The 20,876-nt window shown below is 59.6% G+C and carries 20 protein-coding genes, 1 tRNA gene and 1 pseudogene; 14 read left to right on the plus strand and 8 right to left on the minus strand.

The window, feature by feature from the left end; translation table 11 throughout:
- The first annotated feature begins 105 nt into the window (after nt 1–105).
- A complete protein-coding gene (locus GA0061103_RS25235) occupies nt 106–1,368 on the plus strand; it encodes an NAD(P)/FAD-dependent oxidoreductase (protein ID WP_092716020.1) in 1,263 nt (420 codons plus the stop codon).
- A gap of 40 nt (nt 1,369–1,408) precedes the next feature.
- On the opposite strand, the gene GA0061103_RS25240 is transcribed toward GA0061103_RS25235, so the two are convergent.
- The gene (locus GA0061103_RS25240) at nt 1,409–2,452 is read right to left on the minus strand and encodes an NAD(P)-dependent alcohol dehydrogenase (protein WP_092716022.1); all 1,044 of its coding nucleotides are present in this window, start codon (nt 2,450–2,452) and stop codon (nt 1,409–1,411) included.
- A gap of 198 nt (nt 2,453–2,650) precedes the next feature.
- Here GA0061103_RS25240 and GA0061103_RS25245 point away from each other — a divergent pair, with 198 nt between their 5' ends.
- A complete protein-coding gene (locus tag GA0061103_RS25245; RefSeq protein WP_092716023.1) occupies nt 2,651–3,562 on the plus strand; it encodes an AraC family transcriptional regulator in 912 nt (303 codons plus the stop codon).
- A gap of 40 nt (nt 3,563–3,602) precedes the next feature.
- On the opposite strand, the gene GA0061103_RS25250 is transcribed toward GA0061103_RS25245, so the two are convergent.
- The gene (locus GA0061103_RS25250) at nt 3,603–4,085 is read right to left on the minus strand and encodes a hypothetical protein (protein WP_092716025.1); all 483 of its coding nucleotides are present in this window, start codon (nt 4,083–4,085) and stop codon (nt 3,603–3,605) included.
- Between the two features lie 194 nt (nt 4,086–4,279).
- On the opposite strand from GA0061103_RS25250, the gene GA0061103_RS25255 reads away from it, so the two are divergent.
- Nucleotides 4,280–4,930, plus strand: coding sequence for a TetR/AcrR family transcriptional regulator (locus tag GA0061103_RS25255; RefSeq protein WP_092716027.1), 651 nt, complete (start codon nt 4,280–4,282; stop codon nt 4,928–4,930).
- A 42-nt stretch (nt 4,931–4,972) separates the two neighbouring features.
- Nucleotides 4,973–5,992 carry a ketol-acid reductoisomerase gene (gene ilvC, locus GA0061103_RS25260; RefSeq protein ID WP_092716029.1) on the plus strand — a complete coding sequence of 340 codons (1,020 nt, stop codon included), beginning with the start codon at nt 4,973–4,975 and terminating at the stop codon, nt 5,990–5,992.
- 51 nt (nt 5,993–6,043) lie between these two features.
- On the opposite strand, the gene GA0061103_RS25265 is transcribed toward ilvC, so the two are convergent.
- The 3 genes from GA0061103_RS25265 to GA0061103_RS25275 are packed head-to-tail and all read right to left on the minus strand — an operon-like array spanning nt 6,044 to nt 7,274.
- Nucleotides 6,044–6,631 (minus strand): class I SAM-dependent methyltransferase, encoded by a 588-nt coding sequence (locus GA0061103_RS25265; RefSeq protein ID WP_092716031.1) that lies wholly within the window; start codon nt 6,629–6,631, stop codon nt 6,044–6,046.
- Between the two features lie 56 nt (nt 6,632–6,687).
- Nucleotides 6,688–7,065 (minus strand): type II toxin-antitoxin system VapC family toxin, encoded by a 378-nt coding sequence (locus GA0061103_RS25270; RefSeq protein ID WP_092716032.1) that lies wholly within the window; start codon nt 7,063–7,065, stop codon nt 6,688–6,690.
- The gene (locus tag GA0061103_RS25275; protein WP_092716034.1) at nt 7,065–7,274 is read right to left on the minus strand and encodes an AbrB/MazE/SpoVT family DNA-binding domain-containing protein; all 210 of its coding nucleotides are present in this window, start codon (nt 7,272–7,274) and stop codon (nt 7,065–7,067) included. Before GA0061103_RS25275 ends, GA0061103_RS25270 begins: the two co-directional genes overlap by 1 nt.
- A gap of 222 nt (nt 7,275–7,496) precedes the next feature.
- On the opposite strand from GA0061103_RS25275, the gene GA0061103_RS25280 reads away from it, so the two are divergent.
- The gene (locus GA0061103_RS25280) at nt 7,497–8,726 is read left to right on the plus strand and encodes an aminotransferase-like domain-containing protein (protein ID WP_092716036.1); all 1,230 of its coding nucleotides are present in this window, start codon (nt 7,497–7,499) and stop codon (nt 8,724–8,726) included.
- Nucleotides 8,727–8,744: 18 nt separating this feature from the next.
- Here the strand turns inward: GA0061103_RS25280 and GA0061103_RS25285 are convergent, their stop codons facing one another.
- Nucleotides 8,745–9,803, minus strand: a complete 1,059-nt coding sequence (locus tag GA0061103_RS25285; RefSeq protein ID WP_092716037.1) for an aldo/keto reductase — start codon at nt 9,801–9,803, stop codon at nt 8,745–8,747.
- Between the two features lie 173 nt (nt 9,804–9,976).
- Between GA0061103_RS25285 and GA0061103_RS25290 the strand changes: the two genes are divergently transcribed.
- From GA0061103_RS25290 to GA0061103_RS25325, 8 genes and pseudogenes are all read left to right on the plus strand, one after another.
- Nucleotides 9,977–10,957, plus strand: a complete 981-nt coding sequence (locus GA0061103_RS25290; RefSeq protein ID WP_092716039.1) for an ABC transporter substrate-binding protein — start codon at nt 9,977–9,979, stop codon at nt 10,955–10,957.
- A gap of 17 nt (nt 10,958–10,974) precedes the next feature.
- Nucleotides 10,975–12,669, plus strand: coding sequence for an ABC transporter permease (locus tag GA0061103_RS25295; protein WP_092716041.1), 1,695 nt, complete (start codon nt 10,975–10,977; stop codon nt 12,667–12,669).
- On the plus strand, nt 12,657–13,688 hold the full coding sequence (locus tag GA0061103_RS25300; protein WP_092716043.1) for an ABC transporter ATP-binding protein: 1,032 nt from the start codon (nt 12,657–12,659) through the stop codon (nt 13,686–13,688). The genes GA0061103_RS25295 and GA0061103_RS25300 overlap by 13 nt, the downstream gene beginning before the upstream one ends.
- Before the next feature lie 76 nt (nt 13,689–13,764).
- Nucleotides 13,765–14,760: an isopenicillin N synthase family dioxygenase gene (locus tag GA0061103_RS25305; protein WP_092716045.1), complete on the plus strand. Its 996-nt coding sequence runs from the start codon at nt 13,765–13,767 to the stop codon at nt 14,758–14,760.
- Between the two features lie 43 nt (nt 14,761–14,803).
- Nucleotides 14,804–15,918, plus strand: a pseudogene (locus GA0061103_RS25310) (endonuclease/exonuclease/phosphatase family protein).
- The gene (locus tag GA0061103_RS25315) at nt 15,915–16,652 is read left to right on the plus strand and encodes a DNA mismatch repair protein MutT (protein WP_092716047.1); all 738 of its coding nucleotides are present in this window, start codon (nt 15,915–15,917) and stop codon (nt 16,650–16,652) included. Before GA0061103_RS25310 ends, GA0061103_RS25315 begins: the two are co-directional and overlap by 4 nt.
- A gap of 68 nt (nt 16,653–16,720) precedes the next feature.
- Complete coding sequence (locus GA0061103_RS25320; RefSeq protein ID WP_167376652.1) at nt 16,721–17,638, plus strand: PhzF family phenazine biosynthesis protein; 918 nt, start codon at nt 16,721–16,723, stop codon at nt 17,636–17,638.
- Nucleotides 17,639–17,762: 124 nt separating this feature from the next.
- Nucleotides 17,763–17,838: transfer RNA gene (locus GA0061103_RS25325), tRNA-Lys, on the plus strand.
- Nucleotides 17,839–18,269: 431 nt separating this feature from the next.
- On the opposite strand, the gene GA0061103_RS25330 is transcribed toward GA0061103_RS25325, so the two are convergent.
- The gene (locus GA0061103_RS25330) at nt 18,270–18,566 is read right to left on the minus strand and encodes a hypothetical protein (protein ID WP_092716051.1); all 297 of its coding nucleotides are present in this window, start codon (nt 18,564–18,566) and stop codon (nt 18,270–18,272) included.
- A 155-nt stretch (nt 18,567–18,721) separates the two neighbouring features.
- Nucleotides 18,722–19,024, minus strand: a complete 303-nt coding sequence (locus GA0061103_RS25335) for a hypothetical protein (RefSeq protein WP_092716053.1) — start codon at nt 19,022–19,024, stop codon at nt 18,722–18,724.
- 654 nt (nt 19,025–19,678) lie between these two features.
- Between GA0061103_RS25335 and GA0061103_RS25340 the strand changes: the two genes are divergently transcribed.
- Entirely contained in the window at nt 19,679–20,461 is a 783-nt protein-coding gene (locus GA0061103_RS25340; protein ID WP_092716055.1) for an aminoglycoside adenylyltransferase family protein, read from the plus strand.
- The last annotated feature ends 415 nt before the right edge of the window (nt 20,462–20,876 follow it).

Genomic DNA, 20,876 nt, shown 5'->3' on the forward strand with positions numbered 1-20,876 from the left:
TTTCGCAATATAGTCACCATGCAGGGGTGCCATGCAGAAAAGATAGTTGCTGCTTATCCTTCTCAACCCTACGTTTTCCGCGAAACGTAGCCATGAGGTGTTGCCATGCAGGATCATCACATTGTTGTCGTCGGAGGCGGCTTTGGCGGATTGCAGCTTGTCAACGATCTGAAAGGTGCTCCCGTCCGCATCACGCTGATCGATCGGCGCAATCACCATCTGTTCCAGCCGCTTCTCTATCAGGTCGCGACCACTCTGCTTGCAACCTCCGAGATTGCCTGGCCGATCCGCAGCTTCTTCCGGGATCGGCCGGAAGTGACGACCTTGCTTGCGGAAGTCGTCGGCGTCGATAGTGATGCGCATGAGGTCCTTTTGAAGGATGGCCAGAAGATCGGTTACGATACGCTGGTGCTGGCGACAGGTGCGACCCATGCTTACTTCGGTCATGATGAATGGGAGCCCGTGGCGCCCGGTCTGAAGACGCTGGAGGATGCCACCACCATTCGCCGCCGCGTTCTCCTGGCTTTCGAGCAGGCGGAGCTTGAAACCGATCCGGCTGCCCGCGAAGCGCTGCTGACCTTCGTGATCGTCGGCGCAGGCCCAACAGGCGTCGAGCTTGCCGGTATCATCTCCGAGCTGGCAAGGACGACGCTGCCGAAGGAATTCCGCAATATCGATACCCGCAAGGCAAAGATCATCCTGGTCGAGGCCGGGCCGCGGGTATTGGCAGCCTTTGCCGAAGACCTTTCCGACTATGCTCGCAGGGAGCTGGAGACGCTGGGCGTCGAACTCCGCTTCGGCAAGCCGGTCACGTCCTGCAGCGCTGAAGGAGTGACGATCGGCGACAGCTTCGTGCCGTGCCGTACCATCGTCTGGGCGGCTGGCGTCGAGGCGTCGCCGGCGGCGAAATGGCTTGGCATTCCCGCCGACCGCGCCGGCCGAGCCATAGTCGATAAGGAGCTGAGGGCGCCGGGCAAGGACGATATCTTCATCATCGGCGATACGGCGTCGGTCTTGCGCGAAGATGGCAGTCCGGTGCCGGGCATCGCCCCGGCAGCCAAGCAGCAGGGAGATTATGTCGCCAAGGTGATCAGGGCGAAGCTGGCGGGTAAGCCGATGCCGGGGCCGTTCCGCTACAGGCATCAGGGCAGCCTCGCGACGATCGGCAAGAGTGCCGCCATCATCGATTTCGGCTGGCTGAAACTCAAGGGGTGGATCGCCTGGTGGGTCTGGGGGCTTGCCCACATCTACTTCCTGATCGGCGTGCGCTGGCGCATCGCGGTCGCCTGGAGCTGGCTGTGGATTTATATCAGCCGGCAGCACAGCGCCCGGCTGATCACGCAAAGGGAAACGATGCGCGAAGAATAAGGAAGGGCGACGTCCGGATCGGACGTCGCCCTTTTTCGGCTTATGCCAGCGAGGCGATATCGATGACGAAGCGATAGCGGACGTCGCTCTTCAGCACGCGTTCATAGGCTTCGTTGATCTGTTGAATGTTGATCTTCTCGATCTCGGAGACGATGTTGTGCTCGCCGCAGAAGTCGAGCATTTCCTGAGTTTCCTTGATCGAGCCGATCATGGAGCCGGAGAGGCTGCGGCGGCCGGGAATGAGCGAGAATGCATGAACCGGAACGGCATGTTCGGGAACGCCGAGCAACACCATGCTGCCGTCATACTTCAACAGGTTGAGATAGGCATTCCAGTCGATGGCGGTGCCGACCGTATTGAGGATAAGGTCGAAGCTGCCGGCGAGCTTGGTGAAGGTCTCGGCATCGCTGGTCGCATAATAATGGTCGGCGCCTAGCTTGAGGCCATCTTCCTTCTTCGACAGCGTCTGGCTCAGGACCGTGACTTCGGCACCCATGGCATGCGCGAGCTTAACGCCCATATGTCCGAGGCCGCCCATGCCGACGATTGCAACCTTCTTGCCCGGACCGGCCTTCCAGTGGCGCAGCGGCGAGTAGAGCGTGATGCCGGCGCAAAGCAGCGGTGCGCCTGCGTCGAGCGGAATGTTGTCGGGGAAGGAGAGGACATAGCCTTCCTTGACGACGATCGAGTCGGAATAGCCGCCGAAGGTCGGCGTCTTGCCGTCGGCTTCGACGTCGTTATAGGTCTGGACAAGGCCGGGCATGTAGTGCTCGTAGTCCAGATCGCGCGTGGCGCAGGTCGTGCAGGAATCGACGAAGCAGCCGACGCCGACGCGGTCGCCGACCTTGAACTTCGAAACCCTGGAGCCGACGGCGGTGACGATGCCGGCAACTTCGTGACCCGGAACCATCGGATACTTCGAGAAGCCCCACTCATTGCGGGCCTGGTGGATATCGGAGTGGCAGACACCGCAATATTGAACGGAGATGACGACATCGTCCTCGTTCGGATCGCGGCGTTCGAAGGTGAAGGGGGTGAGCGGCTTGGACGCGTCGGTCGCGGCATAACCCTTTGCGATAGGCATGGGGAGCTCCTTGATCTTGGAGAGGGTGGGAGTGGAATTGAGACGCTGGACTATGCACCGGGATCGAGCATCAGCGTTAGAGCGATCCTGCAAGCTTTGTGTACGATCCTGCGAATCTAATTGTGTGTCGGCCCTTTCGCTGCCGGGGGGCGTTACCTAGATAAGCTCCGACAAGCCCTCGAAAACAGTTGGTTGCGCATGACACTGCCTTTCAATCCCAACCAGGAACTCGCTTCCATCGTTGCCCGTTTCGCCACGGGAGACGGAGAACATCGCACGCCGATAGAAGGTCTCAACCTGTACCGGCAGTCGGCGGTGACCGTGTGGCAACACGGGGCGTATCGGCCATCCTATGCCGTCGTCGTTCAGGGGCGCAAAAGCCTGACGGTCGGTGCCGATACCTACCATTACGGAGTCGGCGAATATATTCTGATGGCTGTCGACCTGCCCGTATCGACACAGGTCACCAATGTCCAAAGCGAAACGCCCTATCTCTGCTTCTCCATGGTGCTCGACAGCGAACGGTTGAACGAATTGCTATCGCGCGTCAATATTCCGCGCCAAGCGGTGACGACGGAGCCCATGCGCGGCCTTGCGGTCAATGCGGCGTCGCCGGAACTGCTCGACGCCTCGCTACGGCTGCTCAGATTGCTCGACCGGCCGGAGGATATTTCCGCCATGGCGCCACTGATCGAGCAGGAGATCCTCTATCGCCTGCTGACCGGTCCGAATGGGCCTCGGCTGCTGCAGGTCGCTATGGCCGAGAGCCAGAGCAACCGGGTGGCGCGCGCCGTTGCCTGGATACGCGGCAACTTCGCCCAGCCGTTGCGCATCGAGAACCTGGCCGAACGTGTCGGCATGAGCGTTTCGTCGCTGCATCATCATTTCAAGGCGGTGACGGCCATGTCGCCGATGCAGTATCAGAAGCAGCTTCGGCTGCATGAAGCCCGGCGGCTGATGATCGTGGAGCAGCTCGATGTCGGATCGGCCGGCCATCGCGTTGGCTATCAGAGCCCTTCGCAGTTCAGTCGAGAATATAGCCGTCTCTATGGTCTTCCGCCTCTGAGGGATGTGGAAGCGATGCGCGGCGCTGTGGTGGCCGCCGAATAGGTGACGTTTCCGAGCGATGGTTTAAGTCAAGTTTTCTCGATCAACTGACCGGGTCCTGGCAGCGGCCGCCGTTCCAAGTGTAGCTGGGAAGGGAGCCATGCGGTCCCCACAGGCCCTCAAAGCGCGTATAGCTGGGATCGAACTGGATCGAGAGCGCTCCGTTTCCATATTTGTCGAACCATAGCAGCACCCGTTTCGTACCGGGGGCTGCTCCGATTTCCGACAAGGTACCGATGGTCTCCGTTCCATCATCGTCGAAACGGTACGTCCCCGAGATATGCCCTTCCATATCGACCTGCAGCGATGTCTCGACGTCCACTAACGATCCGCTTGAGAAAAGTTTACCGCAAAAGTGCCCTGCGGGTGCGGCGAGCGGTTTTGCTTCCGAGAGAGCTGATGCCGACACGGGAAGCAGACTGACTGTCAGATAGAGCCCAATGGTGCCGCCAAGCATCCGCCGCCCGCCTTTGACGGCGCGATGCCCAATTGCAGCCCAGGAGAGCAACGTTTCGGAAAGATACATGGATGCGATTCTCATGAAGACGATGCTGAGCAACAAGCAGGTGGGCTAGCAGGATTTATCAACCGCGAGCCTGCCCTGGCAAGCACTCTCTTTTTAACGCAGTGCAGCAACGAATTCCGCTTGACGGCCGCATTGGTGTCCTGCATAAAGCGCCACGAACCGTACCGTACGGTACGCATTTGGGAGTAGCCATCGTGCTGAGCGAAGTAGGACAGTCGAGCGAGTTTTCGCCGCGCCAGAACGCGGTTCTGGAACAGGCGCTGCGTCTGCTCGTCGACGGCGGCGAGAAGGCGCTGACGACCTCGGGTGTCGCGCGCGCCGCCAATTGCTCCAAGGAAAGTCTTTACAAGTGGTTCGGCGACCGCGACGGTCTTCTGTCGGCGATGATAACCTATCAGGCGAGCAAGGTGCGCACCTTCGAGCGCAACGGCGAGCGGCTGAATACGGCAAGCCTGCATGACCATCTCGTCATTTTCGCCTGCGACCTGCTCGAGGTTCTGGCCGGGGACGTTTCTCTTGCGTTGAACCGTCTGGCGATCGGCCAGTCGAACCGCGACGGCTCCAAGCTCGGCAAGCTGCTGCTGGAGCGCGGGCGCCGGCAGATCGACCGCCGCGCCATCGGTCTCATCGATGCCGGCAAGCGGGCAGGGCTGTTGCGCTTTACCGATGCCGACGAGGCATATCACACGCTTTACGGGCTCATCGTTTCCGACCTGCATGTCCGCATGCTGCTCGGCGAGCCCGGTTTGAAGGATACGAGCCGTCAGGCGGAAAAGGCGGTCAGCGCCTTCCTCCGGCTTTACGGCACAGAGAAAGTATTGGCGGAAGCAGCCGCGACCGTCTGAGACTTAGAAGTTTACCCAGACAAGCAAAGGGAAGGACAAACAATGCGCGTCTATTACGATCGTGATGCCGATCTCAACCTCATCAAGTCGAAGAAGGTCGCCGTCATCGGCTACGGTTCGCAGGGCCGCGCGCACGCGCTGAACCTGAAGGACAGCGGCGCACAGAACGTTGCGATTGCACTCAAGGCCGGTTCGCCGACCGCCAAGAAGGCTGAAGCCGACGGCTTCAAGGTCATGACTGTTGCCGAAGCCGCCGCCTGGGCCGACCTGATGATGATGGCGACCCCGGACGAACTGCAGGCCGACATCTACAAGTCGGAAATCGCTCCGAACATCCGTGACGGCGCTGCGATCGCTTTCGCACACGGCCTCAACGTTCACTTCGGCCTGATCGAGCCGAAGGCTTCGGTCGACGTCGTCATGATCGCTCCGAAGGGCCCGGGCCACACGGTTCGCGGCGAATACCAGAAGGGCGGCGGCGTTCCCTGCCTCGTTGCCGTTCATCAGAACGCTTCGGGCAACGCTCTTGAACTCGCTCTCTCTTACGCTTGCGGCGTCGGCGGCGGCCGTTCGGGCATCATCGAAACCAACTTCCGCGAAGAGTGCGAAACCGACCTTTTCGGCGAACAGGTCGTCCTCTGCGGCGGTCTCGTCGAGCTCATCCGCGCTGGCTTCGAAACGCTGGTCGAAGCCGGCTACGCTCCGGAAATGGCCTATTTCGAGTGCCTGCACGAAGTGAAGCTCATCGTCGACCTGATCTATGAAGGCGGCATCGCCAACATGAACTACTCGATCTCGAACACCGCTGAATGGGGCGAATACGTCTCCGGTCCGCGCATCATCACTGCCGAAACCAAGGCTGAGATGAAGCGTGTCCTCAAGGACATCCAGACCGGCAAGTTCACCTCCGAATGGATGCAGGAATACCGTTCGGGCGCTGCCCGCTTCAAGGGCATCCGCCGCAACAACGACAGCCACCAGATCGAAGAAGTCGGCGCCAAGCTGCGCGGCATGATGCCCTGGATCGGCAAGAACAAGCTGGTCGACAAGTCGGTCAACTAAGCTTTTCGGCGAGAGCCGGATCGGAGGGCCGGGGCGAAAGCTCCGGCCTTTCTATTTGCGGGCCGCGACGTAGAGCCATCTTGTCGGTTCGCCATCGAAGCCGCCGCCATCGGCCTCGGTCATGGTGATATCCTTCCATCCTCCGGCGCTCAGCATATCTCCAAGCCATACCGCCGAAGGATAGTTGTAATAGCGTCCGAACTTGTCATGGCCTTCCGCTTCTCCCGCCTTGAAGCTGGCACGGAGGATGCCGCCTGTTTTCAGGGCGCGGAAAATGCGATCGAAGATGTCCGGCAGCGTCGAGCGCGGCGCATGAAGAAGGCTCGCTTCCGCCCAAACCCCATGGAAAGCGTCGCTGGAATCCAAGGTTTCGAAACGCATGACTAGAACGGGCCTGCCAAGACGCTTTTCCGCCTCTCCGGCGAGTTCGGCGGAACCGTCCGTGGGTGTGACGTCGAAGCCGCGCGAGAGCATGTAGGCCGCATCCTGGCCGCCGCCGCAACCCAGTTCCAGGATGGTTGCGCCGACGGGCAGCGAGTCCAGAAAGGCATCCAGCCGACTTCTGGGCAGGTTGCGATCGCGCGCAGCGTAGATGGCTGCATTGTCGGTGTAGAAGGACGATGTCGGGTCGGTGCTCATGCTTGCTATCGCTTTTTTCCGAGATGTATCGTGTTTAAACGGAAAATGGCGAATATCTATTGTGCTTTGCCAAAATAGACTACGCGATCCAGGTCCTTGAAATGGGCGTCTAGTGTCAGAACGTCAGCGTCGTGCAGTTCGGCAGTGGCGTAGATGATTGCATCGGCGAGTGCGAGTTTGTGCTTCGCCGAGACTTCGGCGGCGCGGCGCGCGAGGGCCGTATCGAGGGGTTCGACAATGCAGGTGGCGGTATAGGCGAAGAAGGAATCGACCGCGTCCTCATCTCGCTCGCGCTCCAACCATTTGGCGAGTTCGAGCTGGACGATGGTGGGGACGATACATTCGGTTCGCGCAGGCATTTCGTCCTGAAGTCGATCTGCGGTCGGGCCTTGGGTCAGCCACTCGATCCAGGCTGAGCTGTCAACGACACGCATCAAAACCGATCTTTCCGGTCACGGTAGTTGCTGGGGTTGGCGCCCTTCGCCATGCCCTTGAGGTCGGTAAGTTCGGGTACAGGAATGAGCAGCACTCCCTTGCCTTTGGGAATGAAGACGAATTCCTGACCTGCGCTCCAATGCTGCTGGTCGCGAACTTCTTTCGGGATCGATATCTGAAATTTTGAGGAGAGTGTCGCAGTGGCCATTCTTACGTTTTTCCGATCGATAGATATGTCGTAAGAATAACACTGAAAGGGAGATGTGGATAGGCTCTTTCCAAGAGTGGTTTGGGCGCGGAAGGCCGACACGATATCGATCAGTTCGAGGCGTTATTTGTCATCGCGACAAACAAAATAGGTCAGCATTATTGACTTATCTTTTATTGCGTGATCTTGTGCTTGAAAGACCAAAAATTACGAGGAAGCCCCATGTTGAATTGGGAAAATATCTTTGCGACGCGCTCGAGCCGCATGCGCGCCTCTGAAATCCGCGAATTGCTGAAGCTGCTGGAGCGGCCGGATATCATCTCTTTTGCCGGCGGCATTCCCGATCCCGCTTTGTTTCCGGATGCCGAATTCAAGCAGGCCTATGCGGATATCTTTTCCGGCTCGACGGTCAACGCCGCGCTGCAATATTCGGTCAGCGAAGGCTACAAGCCCCTGCGCGAATGGCTTGTTGGCCAGGTGGGCGCGCTCGGCATTCCCTGCGAGCTCGAAAACGTCTTCATCGTTTCCGGCTCGCAACAGGGTCTCGATTATCTCGGCAAGCTCTTCCTGTCGCCGAAGGATACGGCGCTGGTCACGGCGCCGACCTATCTCGGCGCGCTGCAGGCCTTCAACGCCTATGAGCCGACCTACGATCAGCTGACGCCGAACGGCAATCGCACGCCGGATTCCTATCGCGCCGCGGCTTCGCAGGCTGGCGGCAGGGTGAAGTTCGCCTATCTCTCGGCCGACTTCGCCAACCCGACCGGCGAAACGGTCGATCTGGCAGGCCGCGAGAAGCTGCTCGATCTTGCCGAAGAGCTCGATATCGCCGTCATCGAAGATGCCGCCTATCAGTCGCTGCGCTATGACGGTGAGCCGGTTGCGCCGATCCTGGCACTGGAAATCGCGCGCAAGGGCAACATCAACGACACGCGCACGATCTATTGCGGCAGCTTCTCCAAGACGCTGGCGCCCGGCCTGCGCGTCGGCTTCGTCGTCGCCAATGCGCCCGTCATCCGCAAGCTCGTCCTGATGAAGCAGGCCGCTGACCTGCATTCCTCGACTATCAACCAGATCGCGATCCATCAGGTCGCCGAGCGTGGTTTCGATGCCCAGGTTGCCAAGGTCCGCAAGACCTACAGCCACCGCCGCGACTGCATGCTGGCGGCGCTTGCGAAATACATGCCCGAAGGTACGAGCTGGACGAAGCCGCAAGGCGGCATGTTCGTCTGGGTGACCCTCCCGAAGGGCATGGATGGCGCCAAGCTGCTCGCACGGTCGCTGGAAACGGCGAAAGTCGCCTTCGTGCCCGGTCAGGCGTTCTTCGCCGATGGTTCTGGCGCGAATACCTTCCGCGTCAGTTTCTCCTGTGCCAATGACGAGATGATCGAGGAAGGCATTTCGCGGCTCGGTAAGCTGATTGCAGGCGAGATCGGGGCGATGGCGGCCTAAGCCGCCACGGCCGGTTTTTTACTTCGCCAGATGCGGGCCGATCAGCGCGAGATCGGCCTCGCTCAAGCGGTCGCTGGCCGTATTGCGCTGGTGCCAGTAGGGATACATCAGCGGCTGCAGGCTGACGTCGTCGAGCCGCTTGCGCTCCTCGTCGGTCAGCTTCAGTTCGGCACTGGCGAGATTGTCTTTGAACTGGGCTTTCGTGCGGCCGCCGATGATGACTGAGGTCACGCCCTTGCGGCCGATGAGCCAGGCAAGCGCCACCTGAGCGGCCGAAACGCCACGACCGTCTGCGACTTCCACCAGCGTATCGACGATATTCCACAGGCGGTTTTCATCGCGGATCGGCGGCTCCGTCCAGCCGGCGAACTGGCGCGTGCCTTCCGGCGTCGCCTGGTTGCGGCGATGCTTGCCGGAGAGCAGGCCGCCGGCAATCGGGCTCCAGACGAGGATGCCGAGGCCTTGGTCAATACTGATCGGCACCAGTTCGTTTTCCGCGTCGCGAGCTTCCAGCGTGTAATGGATCTGCTGGCTGACGAAACGTTCGCGTTTGTCGCGCTCGCTGACGCCGAGCGCCTTCATGATGTGCCAGCCGGAAAAGTTCGAGCAGCCGATGTAGCGGATCTTGCCCTGGCGAACCAAGGTGTCGAGCGCTTCCATCGTCTCTTCCAGCGGCGTCTGTCCGTCCCATTCGTGCAGCTGGTAGAGGTCGATGACATCGGTCTTCATGCGCTTCAGGCTCGCCTCGCAGGCCTGGATGAGATGCTGGCGAGAGGAACCGACATCGTTGACGCCAGGTCCCATCGGGAAGCGCGCCTTGGTGGCTATGAGCACGCCGTTCTTGCGCGGGCCGCCGATGATCTCGCCGAGGATTTCTTCCGACGCGCCTTGCGAGTAGACATCGGCCGTATCAAGCAGGTTGACGCCGGCATCCACGCACATGTCGACGAGCTTCTTTGCTTCTTTGACGCCGAGATCGCCGACAGTTTTCGCCCAGCCGACGCCGCCGAAAGTCATGGTGCCCATGGTGATGGTGGAAACTTTGAGGCCGGAGCGGCCAAGCAGACGATATTCCATAGATCTATCCTCCTCGATGCCATCTGAAATACGTGCCTCAGAAAATAGCGCCGGACGCGGATGGTCAAGATTCAATCATCATACGAACAGCAAACTATTCAAATTCAACTGTCACAATCATGTTAAGCCGTGCGTCTAGACAACCCTCCTGCAACCTAGCCGAGGACGTTTTCATGAAGACCTTTGTTTCCGCCTTTGCCGGCCTCTTGGCCATCGCTCTTTTCTCCGGTACCGCAAACGCTGCCGATCTCGTCCTCTACACCAGCCAGCCAAATGCCGACGCGCAGGCGACCGTCGATGGCTTCACGGCCGCCAATCCCGGTATCAAGGTCGATTGGGTTCGCGACGGCACGCCGCAGATCATTGCCAAGCTTCAGGCCGAAATGCAGGCCGGCGCTCCGGTAGCCGACGTTCTGCTGATCGCCGATACGGTGACGCTGGAGCGCCTGAAGGAAGCCGGCAAGCTGCTCGCCTACAAGTCGCCGGAAGCTGCCAATTACGACGCGTCGCTCTATGATGCTGATGGCTATTACTATTCCACAAAGCTGATCACGACCGGCATCGTCTACAACACCGCCGCTGCAATGAAGCCGGCAAGCTGGCAGGATCTGGTGAAGCCGGAAGCCAAGGGCCTCGTTGCCATGCCGAGCCCGCTTGCTTCGGGCGCGGCTCTTATTCATGCGCAGACGCTTGCCGGCGTTGGCAGCCTCGGCTGGGACTACTACAAGAACCTCGCCGATAACGGCGCGATCGCGTCCGGCGGCAACGGCGCCGTGCTGAAGTCGGTCGCTTCGGGCGAAAAGGCCTATGGCATGATCGTCGACTACATGCCGATCCGCGAGAAGGCCAAGGGCGCGCCGCTGGAATTCGTGTTCCCGAAGGAAGGCGTTTCGGCGGTTACCGAACCGGTCGGCATTCTCGCCGGCACGCAGCATGCCGATGCCGCCAAGAAGTTCGTCGACTACGTTCTCTCCGAAAAGGGCCAGGAAGGCTTTTTGAAGCTCGGCTATATTCCGGCCCGCAACGGCACGCCGCTACCGGAAGGTTTTCCGGCACGTGACAGTATCAAGGTTTTGCCGTTGAATGCAGCCGATGCTCTCAAGAATACGGATCAGGACCTGAAGACCTTCTCCACCTACTTCAAGTCGAAGTAATCCGCCCCGGATTTGGAATGTACTCACATGTGCGTCGAGGAAACAGCCAGCCGGCCTGGCTGTTTCCTTTTGTTGTTGCCGTCGTGTTTTTGCTCAGCGTCCTGCCGCTGGCGCGGCTGGCGCTTGCCGGCATCGAGGCACTGCTCAGGGGTGGCACCTATGAGCTCATCACCGATCCGGCGCTCTGGCGCTCAGCCTGGTACACGATCGAAACGGCCGTGCTAGGCACCATCGTCTCCGTTGTCCTCGGTTGCCTTTTCGCATTTTTGCTGACCCTGACCGATCTTTCGGGCAGGGGGGTACTCGGCTTCCTCTTCGTGCTGCCGATGATGATCCCGCCGCAGGTGACGGCGCTGGCGTGGGTGCAGATGTCCGGGCCATCGAGCCCCTTGCTGAAAGCGCTTCACATCGCACCGCCGCTCGGCTCGCCGCAGCCACTCTATTCGGTCGGCGGCATTGCGCTGCTCTACGGCGTTCAGCACGCACCGCTGGTTTATCTGGCGCTGCGTGCCGGCCTGATGGCGCTGCCGCGCGATGGCGTCGAGGCCGCAAGGCTTTCCGGCGCGTCGGGCTTGCGCGTCTTCCGCGATATCATCCTGCCCTTGTCTCTGCCCGGTGTCATCGCGGGAGCCGCGATCGCTTTCGTCTCCTCGATCGGCAATTTCGGCATTCCCGCGATCCTCGGCATTCCCGCCTCGATCTATACGCTGTCGACCCTGATCTTCACGAAGTTCTCCAGCTTTGGGCCGCGGACCTTCGGTGACATCGCCGTGTTGTCGACGATGATCGCCGTCATTGCGGTCGCCGGCCTTGCCGTGCAGGGCAGGGCCTTGAAGGCGCGCGACTATCGCGTCATCGGCATTTCCGGTGCGACGGCTGCCTTTTCGCTCGGCCGCTGGCGCTATTTTGCCTTGCCGCTGCTTTGCGCCATCCTGTTCGTCATGCTCGTCGCACCCTTCCTGGCGCTGGTTGCCGGCGCGCTGGTGCCGGCCTATGGCGTGCCGCTGACCGTCAAGACGGCATCGCTGAATGCGTTCACGGAAATCCTGTTTCGGCAGAGCATCACGCGCACCGCCTTTTCCAATTCGCTGTTCCTCGCCGGCATGACAGCACTCGGTCTCCTCCTGGTGACAGTACTTGCGGCCTATGCGCTGACGCGGCGCAAGGACGCACTCAGCCGCATCGTCGGTGGCATGATCGAGATCCCCTATGCGCTTCCCGGCATCATCATCGCCGTCTGCTTCATCCTGGTGTTTGCAGCCCCGCTGCCGATCCTCAATGTCACGCTTTACGGGACGATCTGGATCATCCTGCTTGCCTATTTCTCCGCCTATTTCGCCGTCAGCCTGAAGCCGGTCATGAGCGCTTTCGTGCAGCTCGATCCGGCGCTGGAGGAGGCGGCGCGGCTTTCCGGCGCCGGCTTCTTCCGCCGTTTGACCGATATTATCGTGCCGCTGATCGCGCCGGCAGCGGGCGCCTCGGTGATCCTGGTCTTTCTCATTGCCTGCAACGAGTTGACCGTTTCGGCACTGCTCTGGTCGGCCGGCACGCAGACGCTCGGCGTCGTCATTTACAATCTCGACGATGGCGGCAGTGCCGATCTTGCCTCGGCCATGTCGGTCATCGTCATCGCCATGGTCGTCATCATGATGGTGCTTCTGGAAATCATGGCCAAGCGCCTGCCGAAGGGAGTGGTGCCTTGGCGAAGCTGATCCTCAATCACATCAGCAAGGATTTCGGTACGGGCGGGCGGGCTGCCGTCAATGCCTTGTCGCTCGACGTGCGTGAAGGCGGCTTCCTGGCGCTGCTCGGCCCCTCGGGTTGCGGCAAGACGACGGTTCTGAGGATGATCGCAGGCTTCGAGCAGCCCACCGATGGCTCCATCCATCTCGGCGAGCGGCTGCTGGCGGATGCTGCAAACATGTTGCCGCCGGAGCGGCGCAACATGGCGATGGTGTTCCAGTCCTATGCGCTCTGGCCGCATATGAACGTATCGGAGAATGTCGGCTATCCGCTGAAGGTGCGCGGCATTTCCGGCGAACGCTACCGCGAGAAGGTGCGAGAGGCGCTGGCGACGGTGCGTCTCGGCGACTATGCCGAGCGCAGGCCTGCCGATCTCTCCGGCGGCCAGCGCCAGCGCGTGGCGCTTGCTCGCTGCCTGGTGACATCGCCCGATGTCGTGCTGCTCGACGAGCCGCTCGCCAATCTCGATCGTCATCTGAAGAAGGAGATGGAGGAGACGTTTCGCGAGTTCCACCAGCGCTCGGGTGCCACCATGGTCTATGTCACGCATGACCAGAGCGAGGCGATGGCGCTCGCGACCGACGTTGCCGTCATGTCGGAAGGGCGGCTGCTGCAGATGGCGCCGCCGGCGGAGATCTATGCACGCCCCGAAGGCAGAATGGTCGGGGGACTGGTCGGCCAGGGTGCCATCCTGTCGCTTGCTTTTCCCGATGGCGGTTCGCGCCGCGTCGACTGGCCGTCCTTCCGCGGCTTTTGGGAGAACCGGGCAGATGGCTCGGGGAATGCAGATATCCTCGTGCGGCCGGAGGATGTGATGGCCGACGGGGAGGGCATTTCATGCCGGGTCGATTCCGTTCTCTATGAGGGCGAGCGCTATGCGCTGCGGCTGTCTATGCCGGATGGGCAGGTGCTGCGTGCCTATAGCCGCGATGCTGTCGCGGTTGGCGACGACTACCGGGTTGCCATCCGTTCGGCCTGGCGGCTTTGATCGGGCCGGGACAAGATGGTTGTTCCCTGTCGCCTCCTATGCTTGATTTGCTCGGTGTCACGAAGGGGAGTCGCGCATGTCCGATCATAGCTTTCCGATTTTCGACCTCGGTGCCTTCGAGGTGGCTGGTGATGACGAAAAGAAGCGGCTCGGCGCGGAGGTGGATCGGATATGCCGATCGACCGGCTTTCTGGCGATTGCCAACCATGGTGTTGAGAATACTGTCATTGCCGATGTTTGGAAGAAGACGCAGGCATTCTTCGATCTGCCCCCCGAGGTGAAACAGCGCGCCAAGACACTCTATCCCGGCTATCCCTACGGCTATCTCGGGCCGGGCACCGAGGCGCTCGCGAAATCGCGCAATGTCGACACGCCGCCGGACCTGAAGGAAAGCTTCAATGGCGGCCCGCTTTTTGTTCCAGTCGGCATAAGCGATCCGGAAGCGCTCGGTTTCTGCTATGCCGCCACTATCTGGCCGGAAGGACCGGAGGGATTCGTCGAGGCGTGGAAGGCCTATTACGCTGCGATGGAAGATCTGGCGGCGCGCATCATGCGCGTATTCGCAACGGCGCTCGGCCTCGACGAACGCTTCTTCGATCCTTATGTCGATGCGCCGATCAGTGCGCTGCGCGCGTTGAACTATCCCGAACAGCATGTGCCGCCGCAGCCCGGCCAACTTCGGGCCGGTGCGCATACGGATTACGGCAGCCTGACGATCCTGTTGCCACAACCCGGCTCGAAAGGGCTCGAGATCATTTCTCCGGATGGCAACTGGACGCCGGTGCCGCCGGTGGAAGGCGCCTTCGTCATCAATATCGGCGACCTGATGGCGCTCTGGACTAATGATCGCTGGGTTTCAACCGTCCACCGCGTCGTCAATCCACCGCCGGAGGAGGGCGGTATGCAGCGGCGGCAATCCCTGGCCTTCTTCCATCAGCCGAACTGGTTTGCCGAGATCGCCTGCCTGCCGTCGTGCCTGAAGGAAGGCGAGGAGCCGAAATATGCGCCTGTTCTGTCCGGCCCTTATCTGATGGGCAAGTTCAAGTCGACTGTTACCGCAAAGGCTGGCTGAACATAAGCCGGCTTACTTTCCCTTATGCAAACTGGAATGCTTCATGTCCCTGCGCCTTGCGACCTTCAATGTCGAAAACCTTCTGACCCGTTTCGATTACACCGGTTTTCGCAACCAGCTGCGACAGGATCGCGTATTGCAGCTCTTCGATGTCCGCAACGAGGAGGTCTATCAGCAGCTGGAGGCAGCCGGGTGGTTGCCGCCACCGACGACACCAGGCAGATGACGGCGCTTGCGATCGCAGATGCCGATGCCGATATCATCTGCCTGCAGGAAGTGGACAACATGGCGGCGCTGCAGGCCTTCGAATATGGCTATCTCTACCGCATGGTCGGCAATGGCTACCGCCAGAAATACCTGATCGAGGGCAATGACAGCCGCGGCATCGATGTCGCCGTTATGATGCGAGAGGAAACGCGCGACGGCCAGCCCATCGTGCTCAATGACATCAAGAGTCACGCGATGGTGACCTACGACAGCTTTGGTCTTTTCAACGACGAACTGGCGGAGCTCGGCCTTCATTCGGAAGATAAGATCTTCAAGCGCGATTGCCTGGAGCTGCATCTCCATATCGGCGGCGTGCCGTTCTCGCTTTATGTCGTGCATCTGAAATCGATGGGACCGGCGCGCGAAGGCATGGATGGTCGCCACGCGACAATGCCGATCCGAAGGGCCGAGACCATGGCGGTTCGCCGCATTATCGAAGATCGTTTTGGCGCCGGCCATACGGCGACGAAGAATTTCGCCATCTGCGGTGACATGAACGACTATCAGGAGTGGATCGATGTCGTCGGCACGCGCCGCACCGGCTATCGCTTCGAGCCGCGCAGCGAGGAGAAGGGCAGCGCTCTCGATGTCTTCAGCCATGACGGCTTCGTCGAGAATGTCGTGCACCGGCGTGACGAGCTCGATCGCTGGACGCTCTATCACGCTCGTGGGCCACAGGAGCAGCGGCTTTGCCAGCTCGACTATATCTGGCTCTCTCCGGCTCTGGCGCGTGCCAATGCGAAGCGCTCTCCCGATATCGTCCGCTCGGGACAGCCTTTCCGAACCATATTCCCACCGGGACAGGAGGTGGAGCGCTATCCGCGCGTCGGCTGGGACAGGCCGAAAGCTTCCGACCATTGCCCCGTCGTCATGACATTGGATTTGATATGACCGTTTCAGAACAGAACGACATGGCCGGCTGGCCGCCGGAAAATACCGTATTCCCTGTCTCCAGCATCGATCTTGCCGTCCTTCCCGGAGAACATCCCTTTCATGTTCGCGAGCGGGAGGCGGCGCAAGAGAATTGGGCAAGGGAAATCGCTGCCAATCCGGCCCTCTACGATGGCCGCATGGTGTTCCAGCACCGGCTGTCGATCGTTGATGGCGCTGTGACGGGGGGAGCCTATGTGACATCTTTCTCGACGTTTCTCTGGTGGCGCAAGCAGAGGCAGCCGGGTGGCTTTCATCTTTTCGGCCTTGCGGTTGTGGTGTCGTGCGATGATGCGATCATCGCGATCCGCATGGCGCCGCATACGGCCAATCCCGGACAGGTCTATTGCGCTGCCGGATCGCTGGATGAGAATGATATCGTTGGCGGGTATGCCGATGTGGCGGGCAATATGCGGCGCGAAGTGCTGGAGGAGACCGGTCTGGATCTGAACGATGCAACGGCAGATCCTCAATACTACGCTACCCATATAAGCCGCTCGGTCACGCTCTTCCGTGTTTTCCATTTTCCCTGGACAGCCGAGGAGATGCTGCGGCGAATCGAGGCACATGTGCTGGTTTCCGAAGAGGATGAAGTCGATGGCGTAGTCGCAATCCGATCAGCTGACTCCGCGGCGCAGCGTTACAATGTCGCGATGCTGCCGATCCTCGCCTGGTTCTTCGGTGACGACAGATAGCTTAGGCTTGCGCTGGGGTCGCTTGCCGTTATGAATATTCAAGTCTGGAAGCATGGATGGAGGCCGGATTGGCGCGCAGCTACAGTGTCTATGATGTGTTCACCGACAGCAAACTGGCGGGCAATCCACTCGCGATCATCTTCGATGCCGAGGGGTTGAGCGACGAGGCGATGCAGGCGATCGCCAGGGAGATGAACCTTTCCGAGACCGTATTCGTGCTGCCGCCGCAAAATCCCGCCCATACGGCGAGCCTGCGAATATTCACGCCGGGTCGCGAACTGCCTTTTGCCGGGCATCCGACCGTCGGCACTGCGATCGCCTTGGCGGAGAAGACGCATGCCAATCATGGCGGAGATCTCGATCTCGTTTCCGTTCTCGACGAGCGCGTCGGGCCGGTGCGCTGTGCCATCAAGCTGCGACAGAACAAGGCGAGCTTTGCCGAGTTCGACTTGCCGAAAAAGTCGCAGGAGATCCTTCTGCCGCTCGACAAGGCCGACATCGCCAACGCGCTCAGCCTGAAAATCACCGAGATCGGCTTCGAGAACCATGTCCCCTCCATCTGGAGTGCCGGGGTGCCGTTCCTTCTGGTGCCGGTGCATGATGTCGGCGCGGCGGAAAGGCTGGAATTCGATCTGCAGCTCTGGGAGAAGACGGTGCCCTTCGTCGACGGCGCGCTTGCCTCGGCTTTCATTTACTGTCGCGGCGGCGTCAATCACGTTGCCAAATTCCATGCGCGCATGTTCCCCGTGGGAATGGGCATCGTCGAGGACCCGGCGACAGGTGCTGCGGTGGCGGCGCTATCCGGTGCGATCAATCAGTTCGACGCGCTGCCGGATGGACATCATCCGGTCATCATAGAGCAGGGCATCGAGATGGGACGGCCATCGCTGATTCATCTTCACCTCGACATCGATGGCGGCCTGATCGCCAATGCACGTATTGGCGGCCAGGCGGTGCGTGTTGCGTCAGGAATTCTTGAGCTTTGATTTTATTGAGTTTTCGGCGGTCTCTGAAATTTTTTTGACAAAAAAACAAAGAAAATTCGTCTGGCCGCTGGACAATCAAACCGATCCTATTTATATGCCCGGTCACGCCGCCAGCAAGCGGTACGGGTGATTAGCTCAGTTGGTAGAGCAGCTGACTCTTAATCAGCGGGTCGTAGGTTCGAGCCCTACATCACCCACCAAAAACCTCTTGAAATCGTTGACTAATCTGTAACGTCTCAAGGGTTTTCGGCTGCGCGGTTTCCAACGCATCGGAAACGGCTTCCAATTCACTTTCCGCCTTTCACCAGTTCCACAACCTCCGTCGCAGACGGCGAACGTTGGGCGTCGACAAGCGTCGAATGGAAGCGACATGGTTTGTGTCAGGGCAATATGAGGTGAGGACGGCTCGTGCCGCCCTGAATGGCCTCAGGAACAGTTGTAGGACGATTTTCTGGTCGGGCTGGATTTGATTTGGCTTTCGAAGCTATTGTTTCTGTCCAGGCCTTTTGCCAGCTCAATGATTTCCTGTTCTTGATAGCAAGTTAGCGAGTACTGCCGCATAAGGCGTGCGCTCGCCCGTCGCCTGATCGGACAAGCGGTGGTCGATGTTTTCGGCCGGCAGGGTTTCGGATCAGTCGGAGAGCCTGCCCAGCAGAAGACCGGTAAATAGGCCGAGTAGCGCTGTCACGATCAGGACCGAGCTCGTGGCTGTCGGATTTTCCCTTGCGGCCTGCACCACGTTCCGGCCCTCGGAGCGGGCATGGTCCGCGATGCTTGCAACTTTTCCCCTTGCCGAAGAAAGGGCCTCGTCGGCACGATCCGAGGCACTGTCGATCCGCCGTGCTAATTCGGTGGAGAGCTTATCGATCTGGCTGCGGAGCTCGTTGATCTGAGCGTTGATATCCTTGTCCAGCGAGACGTCGGCCATGATGTTCTCCTTGATAGCGGGAAGCGCCTTTAGGAACGAACGGTGGCCTGCTTTGGTTCCCCATTGCGGTGGATTGATGCCGGGATGCTGCAGTCGTTGCTGTATCCTCAGGGCGAAGCCCTGAAAAGCTGCCGGGGTCGTGATCTTGTCTGAGGCTAGTGGGGCTGGCTATCGTTACCTGCGTTCTTCAACGCGGCATTGATTTTATTCCAGGTGGATATGGCCGCACTGGCAAAAATCGCGGGTTCGGTCTGGGTGCCGCACGAATAACATCTCACAAACCAGTCGTCCTTTGTCTTGCGTTGAAGGTGGGCCTTGTCTGGCCCACAGCGGAAGCACGGTTCCAATGGCCACCTGGCAAGTGCCGCCTTAGCCTTCATGGCGTCTATGCTCCCCAGGAGGTAGATCAGTCCGCCAACGATCGCAAAGAAGATCAATAGTTTCAGCAGGTCTTCCATCACGTCCCCTTGGCTATCGATGCAGGTTATTCCTATTCGTTCGTCGTCCTGCAGAACGGCTTCTCTTCTTAGCCCCGCTTGAGACGAGCCTCGCTATCCTGCATCTCTCGCATAGTCTCCCGTTGAACGGCGTCTGAGCAGTAGAGCAAGCCGTGAGACGGGAAGGAATGAACGATCCCCCTGATGGAAGGCAAAGCCCGGTTCAGCGCAGATGCAGCAGAAACGCCGTTGGTGCGGTTACCGACATCGTGAAGAGAAATAGGGACAGCCCATATTTCAGCCTTCTGATGCGGCGTGTCTTTGTGCCATCCCAATCGTAATTCATAAGTATATCCCTTTTGCTTCATGTCTTGCCGATGCCGATAAATATCCTAGGAATTGTTTGCGCGAAGCTTGTGGAATATTTTTCTTAGGTCGGTGAATAGACGTGTCGGATTATACAATCCCGCGCTGCAATGTTGACCTTGATTTTTGCAAGTATAACCATGCAGATTCACTCTCAAATCAAAAGGACTTCGATCCGGCTCTTTTTGGGGGGTCTCGTTAGATCCATACTCTTTGATTTGACGACTGCGACGATGAAGAGCTTGCGTCGGAGCTGCAAAAGCGGCTCTTCGATCGTGTTATATTCGGACGATCGCGATCGGAGATTGCATGCAGACCGCAACATCGGAAATTCCGGCGGAAGCCCGCGCGGCTTTGGCAATTGCCAAGGAAGTTTTCGGCGAGCATCTCCGGGCCGTCTATCTGCACGGATCGGCGGTCGCGGGCGGATTGCGGCCGCAAAGTGATGTGGATGTTTTGGCAATCATCGATCGCCCGATGACTGATTCCATGCGCAAACGCCTGCTTGCTCATCTGCTGGCGGTTTCGGGTCGTCACCCAGTCCGGCCTGGTGCTCCGCGCTGCATCGAACTCATGGTGTTTCTGAAGGATCATCTTGCGGCACCACCTTTTCCGGCCTGTAGCGAGTTCGTCTATGGTGAGTGGCTGCGCGACAGCTTCGAGGCCGGCGGGTTCCCCGAGCCTCTTTGTGATCCGGACATCACGCTCGTCCTGGCTCAGGCGCGACAGCAGGCTCTAACGCTATTTGGCCGGGGTCCTGGTGATCTTCTTGCCGAAATTCCAGCGGAAGACATAGGACGCGCTCTGCGGGAGGCGCTGCCGGCCTTGCTTGCCAACCTGCATGGAGATGAGCGGAATGTCCTGCTGACACTGGCCCGCATGTGGAGAACGGCAGCGACAGGGGAATTCGTCAGCAAGGACATCGCCGCCGATTGGGTCATGCAGCGCCCGTCCGAACAAGCAATCCGAACGGCCATGCAGCTCGCTCGCGATGCCTACTTGGGAGAAATACAGGATGATTGGAGGTTTCGACGGGAGGAGGCTCGCCACGCGGCGACCTATCTGCATCGGCAGATCCTGTCGTTGCTATAGGCGGCTGCCCATATGGGCTGACCATGTCGGCCTGATTGGCCTTGCCAGCTGGTTCAGCTGTGCACTTCAAGTCACGTCAGACATGTCCGCCTGACGGCAATGGCCATCGCTTTCGACCGTATGCGGTCAGTGCTTCTTATGCCCGCCTTCCATGACGCTGAACACGAAGATGGCGGCCAGAATCAGCACCAGAGTATAGTCGAATGCGGTGAGCAGACGAAGTAGTTCCATGATGTTTCTCCTCCCACAGAGAACACGAACCAGAACAACCGCTAGTATGTTCCTCTAACAGGTGTATGCCAAGTTTTTTTCATCTTGCGATGCAAAAACAATGTTGTGCGAGGCACAAATAACCGCTTGTTTGCAAAGGCATATCAGCACTGTATTGACTGCCGTTGGTTGCAGAGATGGCGGG

The organism is Martinezella multihospitum (assembly GCF_900094585.1).
Lineage (GTDB): Bacteria > Pseudomonadota > Alphaproteobacteria > Rhizobiales > Rhizobiaceae > Rhizobium > Rhizobium multihospitium.

Coding starts and splice junctions, on each gene's coding strand:
- GA0061103_RS25275 (WP_092716034.1), bottom strand. CDS start 7,274: ATGGCCACTGCGACACTCTCCTCAAAATTTCAGATATCGATCCCGAAA.
- GA0061103_RS25340 (WP_092716055.1), top strand. CDS start 19,679: ATGCAGACCGCAACATCGGAAATTCCGGCGGAAGCCCGCGCGGCTTTG.
- GA0061103_RS25235 (WP_092716020.1), top strand. CDS start 106: ATGCAGGATCATCACATTGTTGTCGTCGGAGGCGGCTTTGGCGGATTG.
- GA0061103_RS25240 (WP_092716022.1), bottom strand. CDS start 2,452: ATGCCTATCGCAAAGGGTTATGCCGCGACCGACGCGTCCAAGCCGCTC.
- GA0061103_RS25245 (WP_092716023.1), top strand. CDS start 2,651: ATGACACTGCCTTTCAATCCCAACCAGGAACTCGCTTCCATCGTTGCC.
- GA0061103_RS25295 (WP_092716041.1), top strand. CDS start 10,975: ATGTACTCACATGTGCGTCGAGGAAACAGCCAGCCGGCCTGGCTGTTT.
- GA0061103_RS25330 (WP_092716051.1), bottom strand. CDS start 18,566: ATGGCCGACGTCTCGCTGGACAAGGATATCAACGCTCAGATCAACGAG.
- GA0061103_RS25265 (WP_092716031.1), bottom strand. CDS start 6,631: ATGAGCACCGACCCGACATCGTCCTTCTACACCGACAATGCAGCCATC.
- ilvC (WP_092716029.1), top strand. CDS start 4,973: ATGCGCGTCTATTACGATCGTGATGCCGATCTCAACCTCATCAAGTCG.
- GA0061103_RS25285 (WP_092716037.1), bottom strand. CDS start 9,803: ATGGAATATCGTCTGCTTGGCCGCTCCGGCCTCAAAGTTTCCACCATC.
- GA0061103_RS25290 (WP_092716039.1), top strand. CDS start 9,977: ATGAAGACCTTTGTTTCCGCCTTTGCCGGCCTCTTGGCCATCGCTCTT.
- GA0061103_RS25305 (WP_092716045.1), top strand. CDS start 13,765: ATGTCCGATCATAGCTTTCCGATTTTCGACCTCGGTGCCTTCGAGGTG.
- GA0061103_RS25270 (WP_092716032.1), bottom strand. CDS start 7,065: ATGCGTGTCGTTGACAGCTCAGCCTGGATCGAGTGGCTGACCCAAGGC.
- GA0061103_RS25315 (WP_092716047.1), top strand. CDS start 15,915: ATGACCGTTTCAGAACAGAACGACATGGCCGGCTGGCCGCCGGAAAAT.
- GA0061103_RS25280 (WP_092716036.1), top strand. CDS start 7,497: ATGTTGAATTGGGAAAATATCTTTGCGACGCGCTCGAGCCGCATGCGC.
- GA0061103_RS25335 (WP_092716053.1), bottom strand. CDS start 19,024: ATGGAAGACCTGCTGAAACTATTGATCTTCTTTGCGATCGTTGGCGGA.
- GA0061103_RS25250 (WP_092716025.1), bottom strand. CDS start 4,085: ATGTATCTTTCCGAAACGTTGCTCTCCTGGGCTGCAATTGGGCATCGC.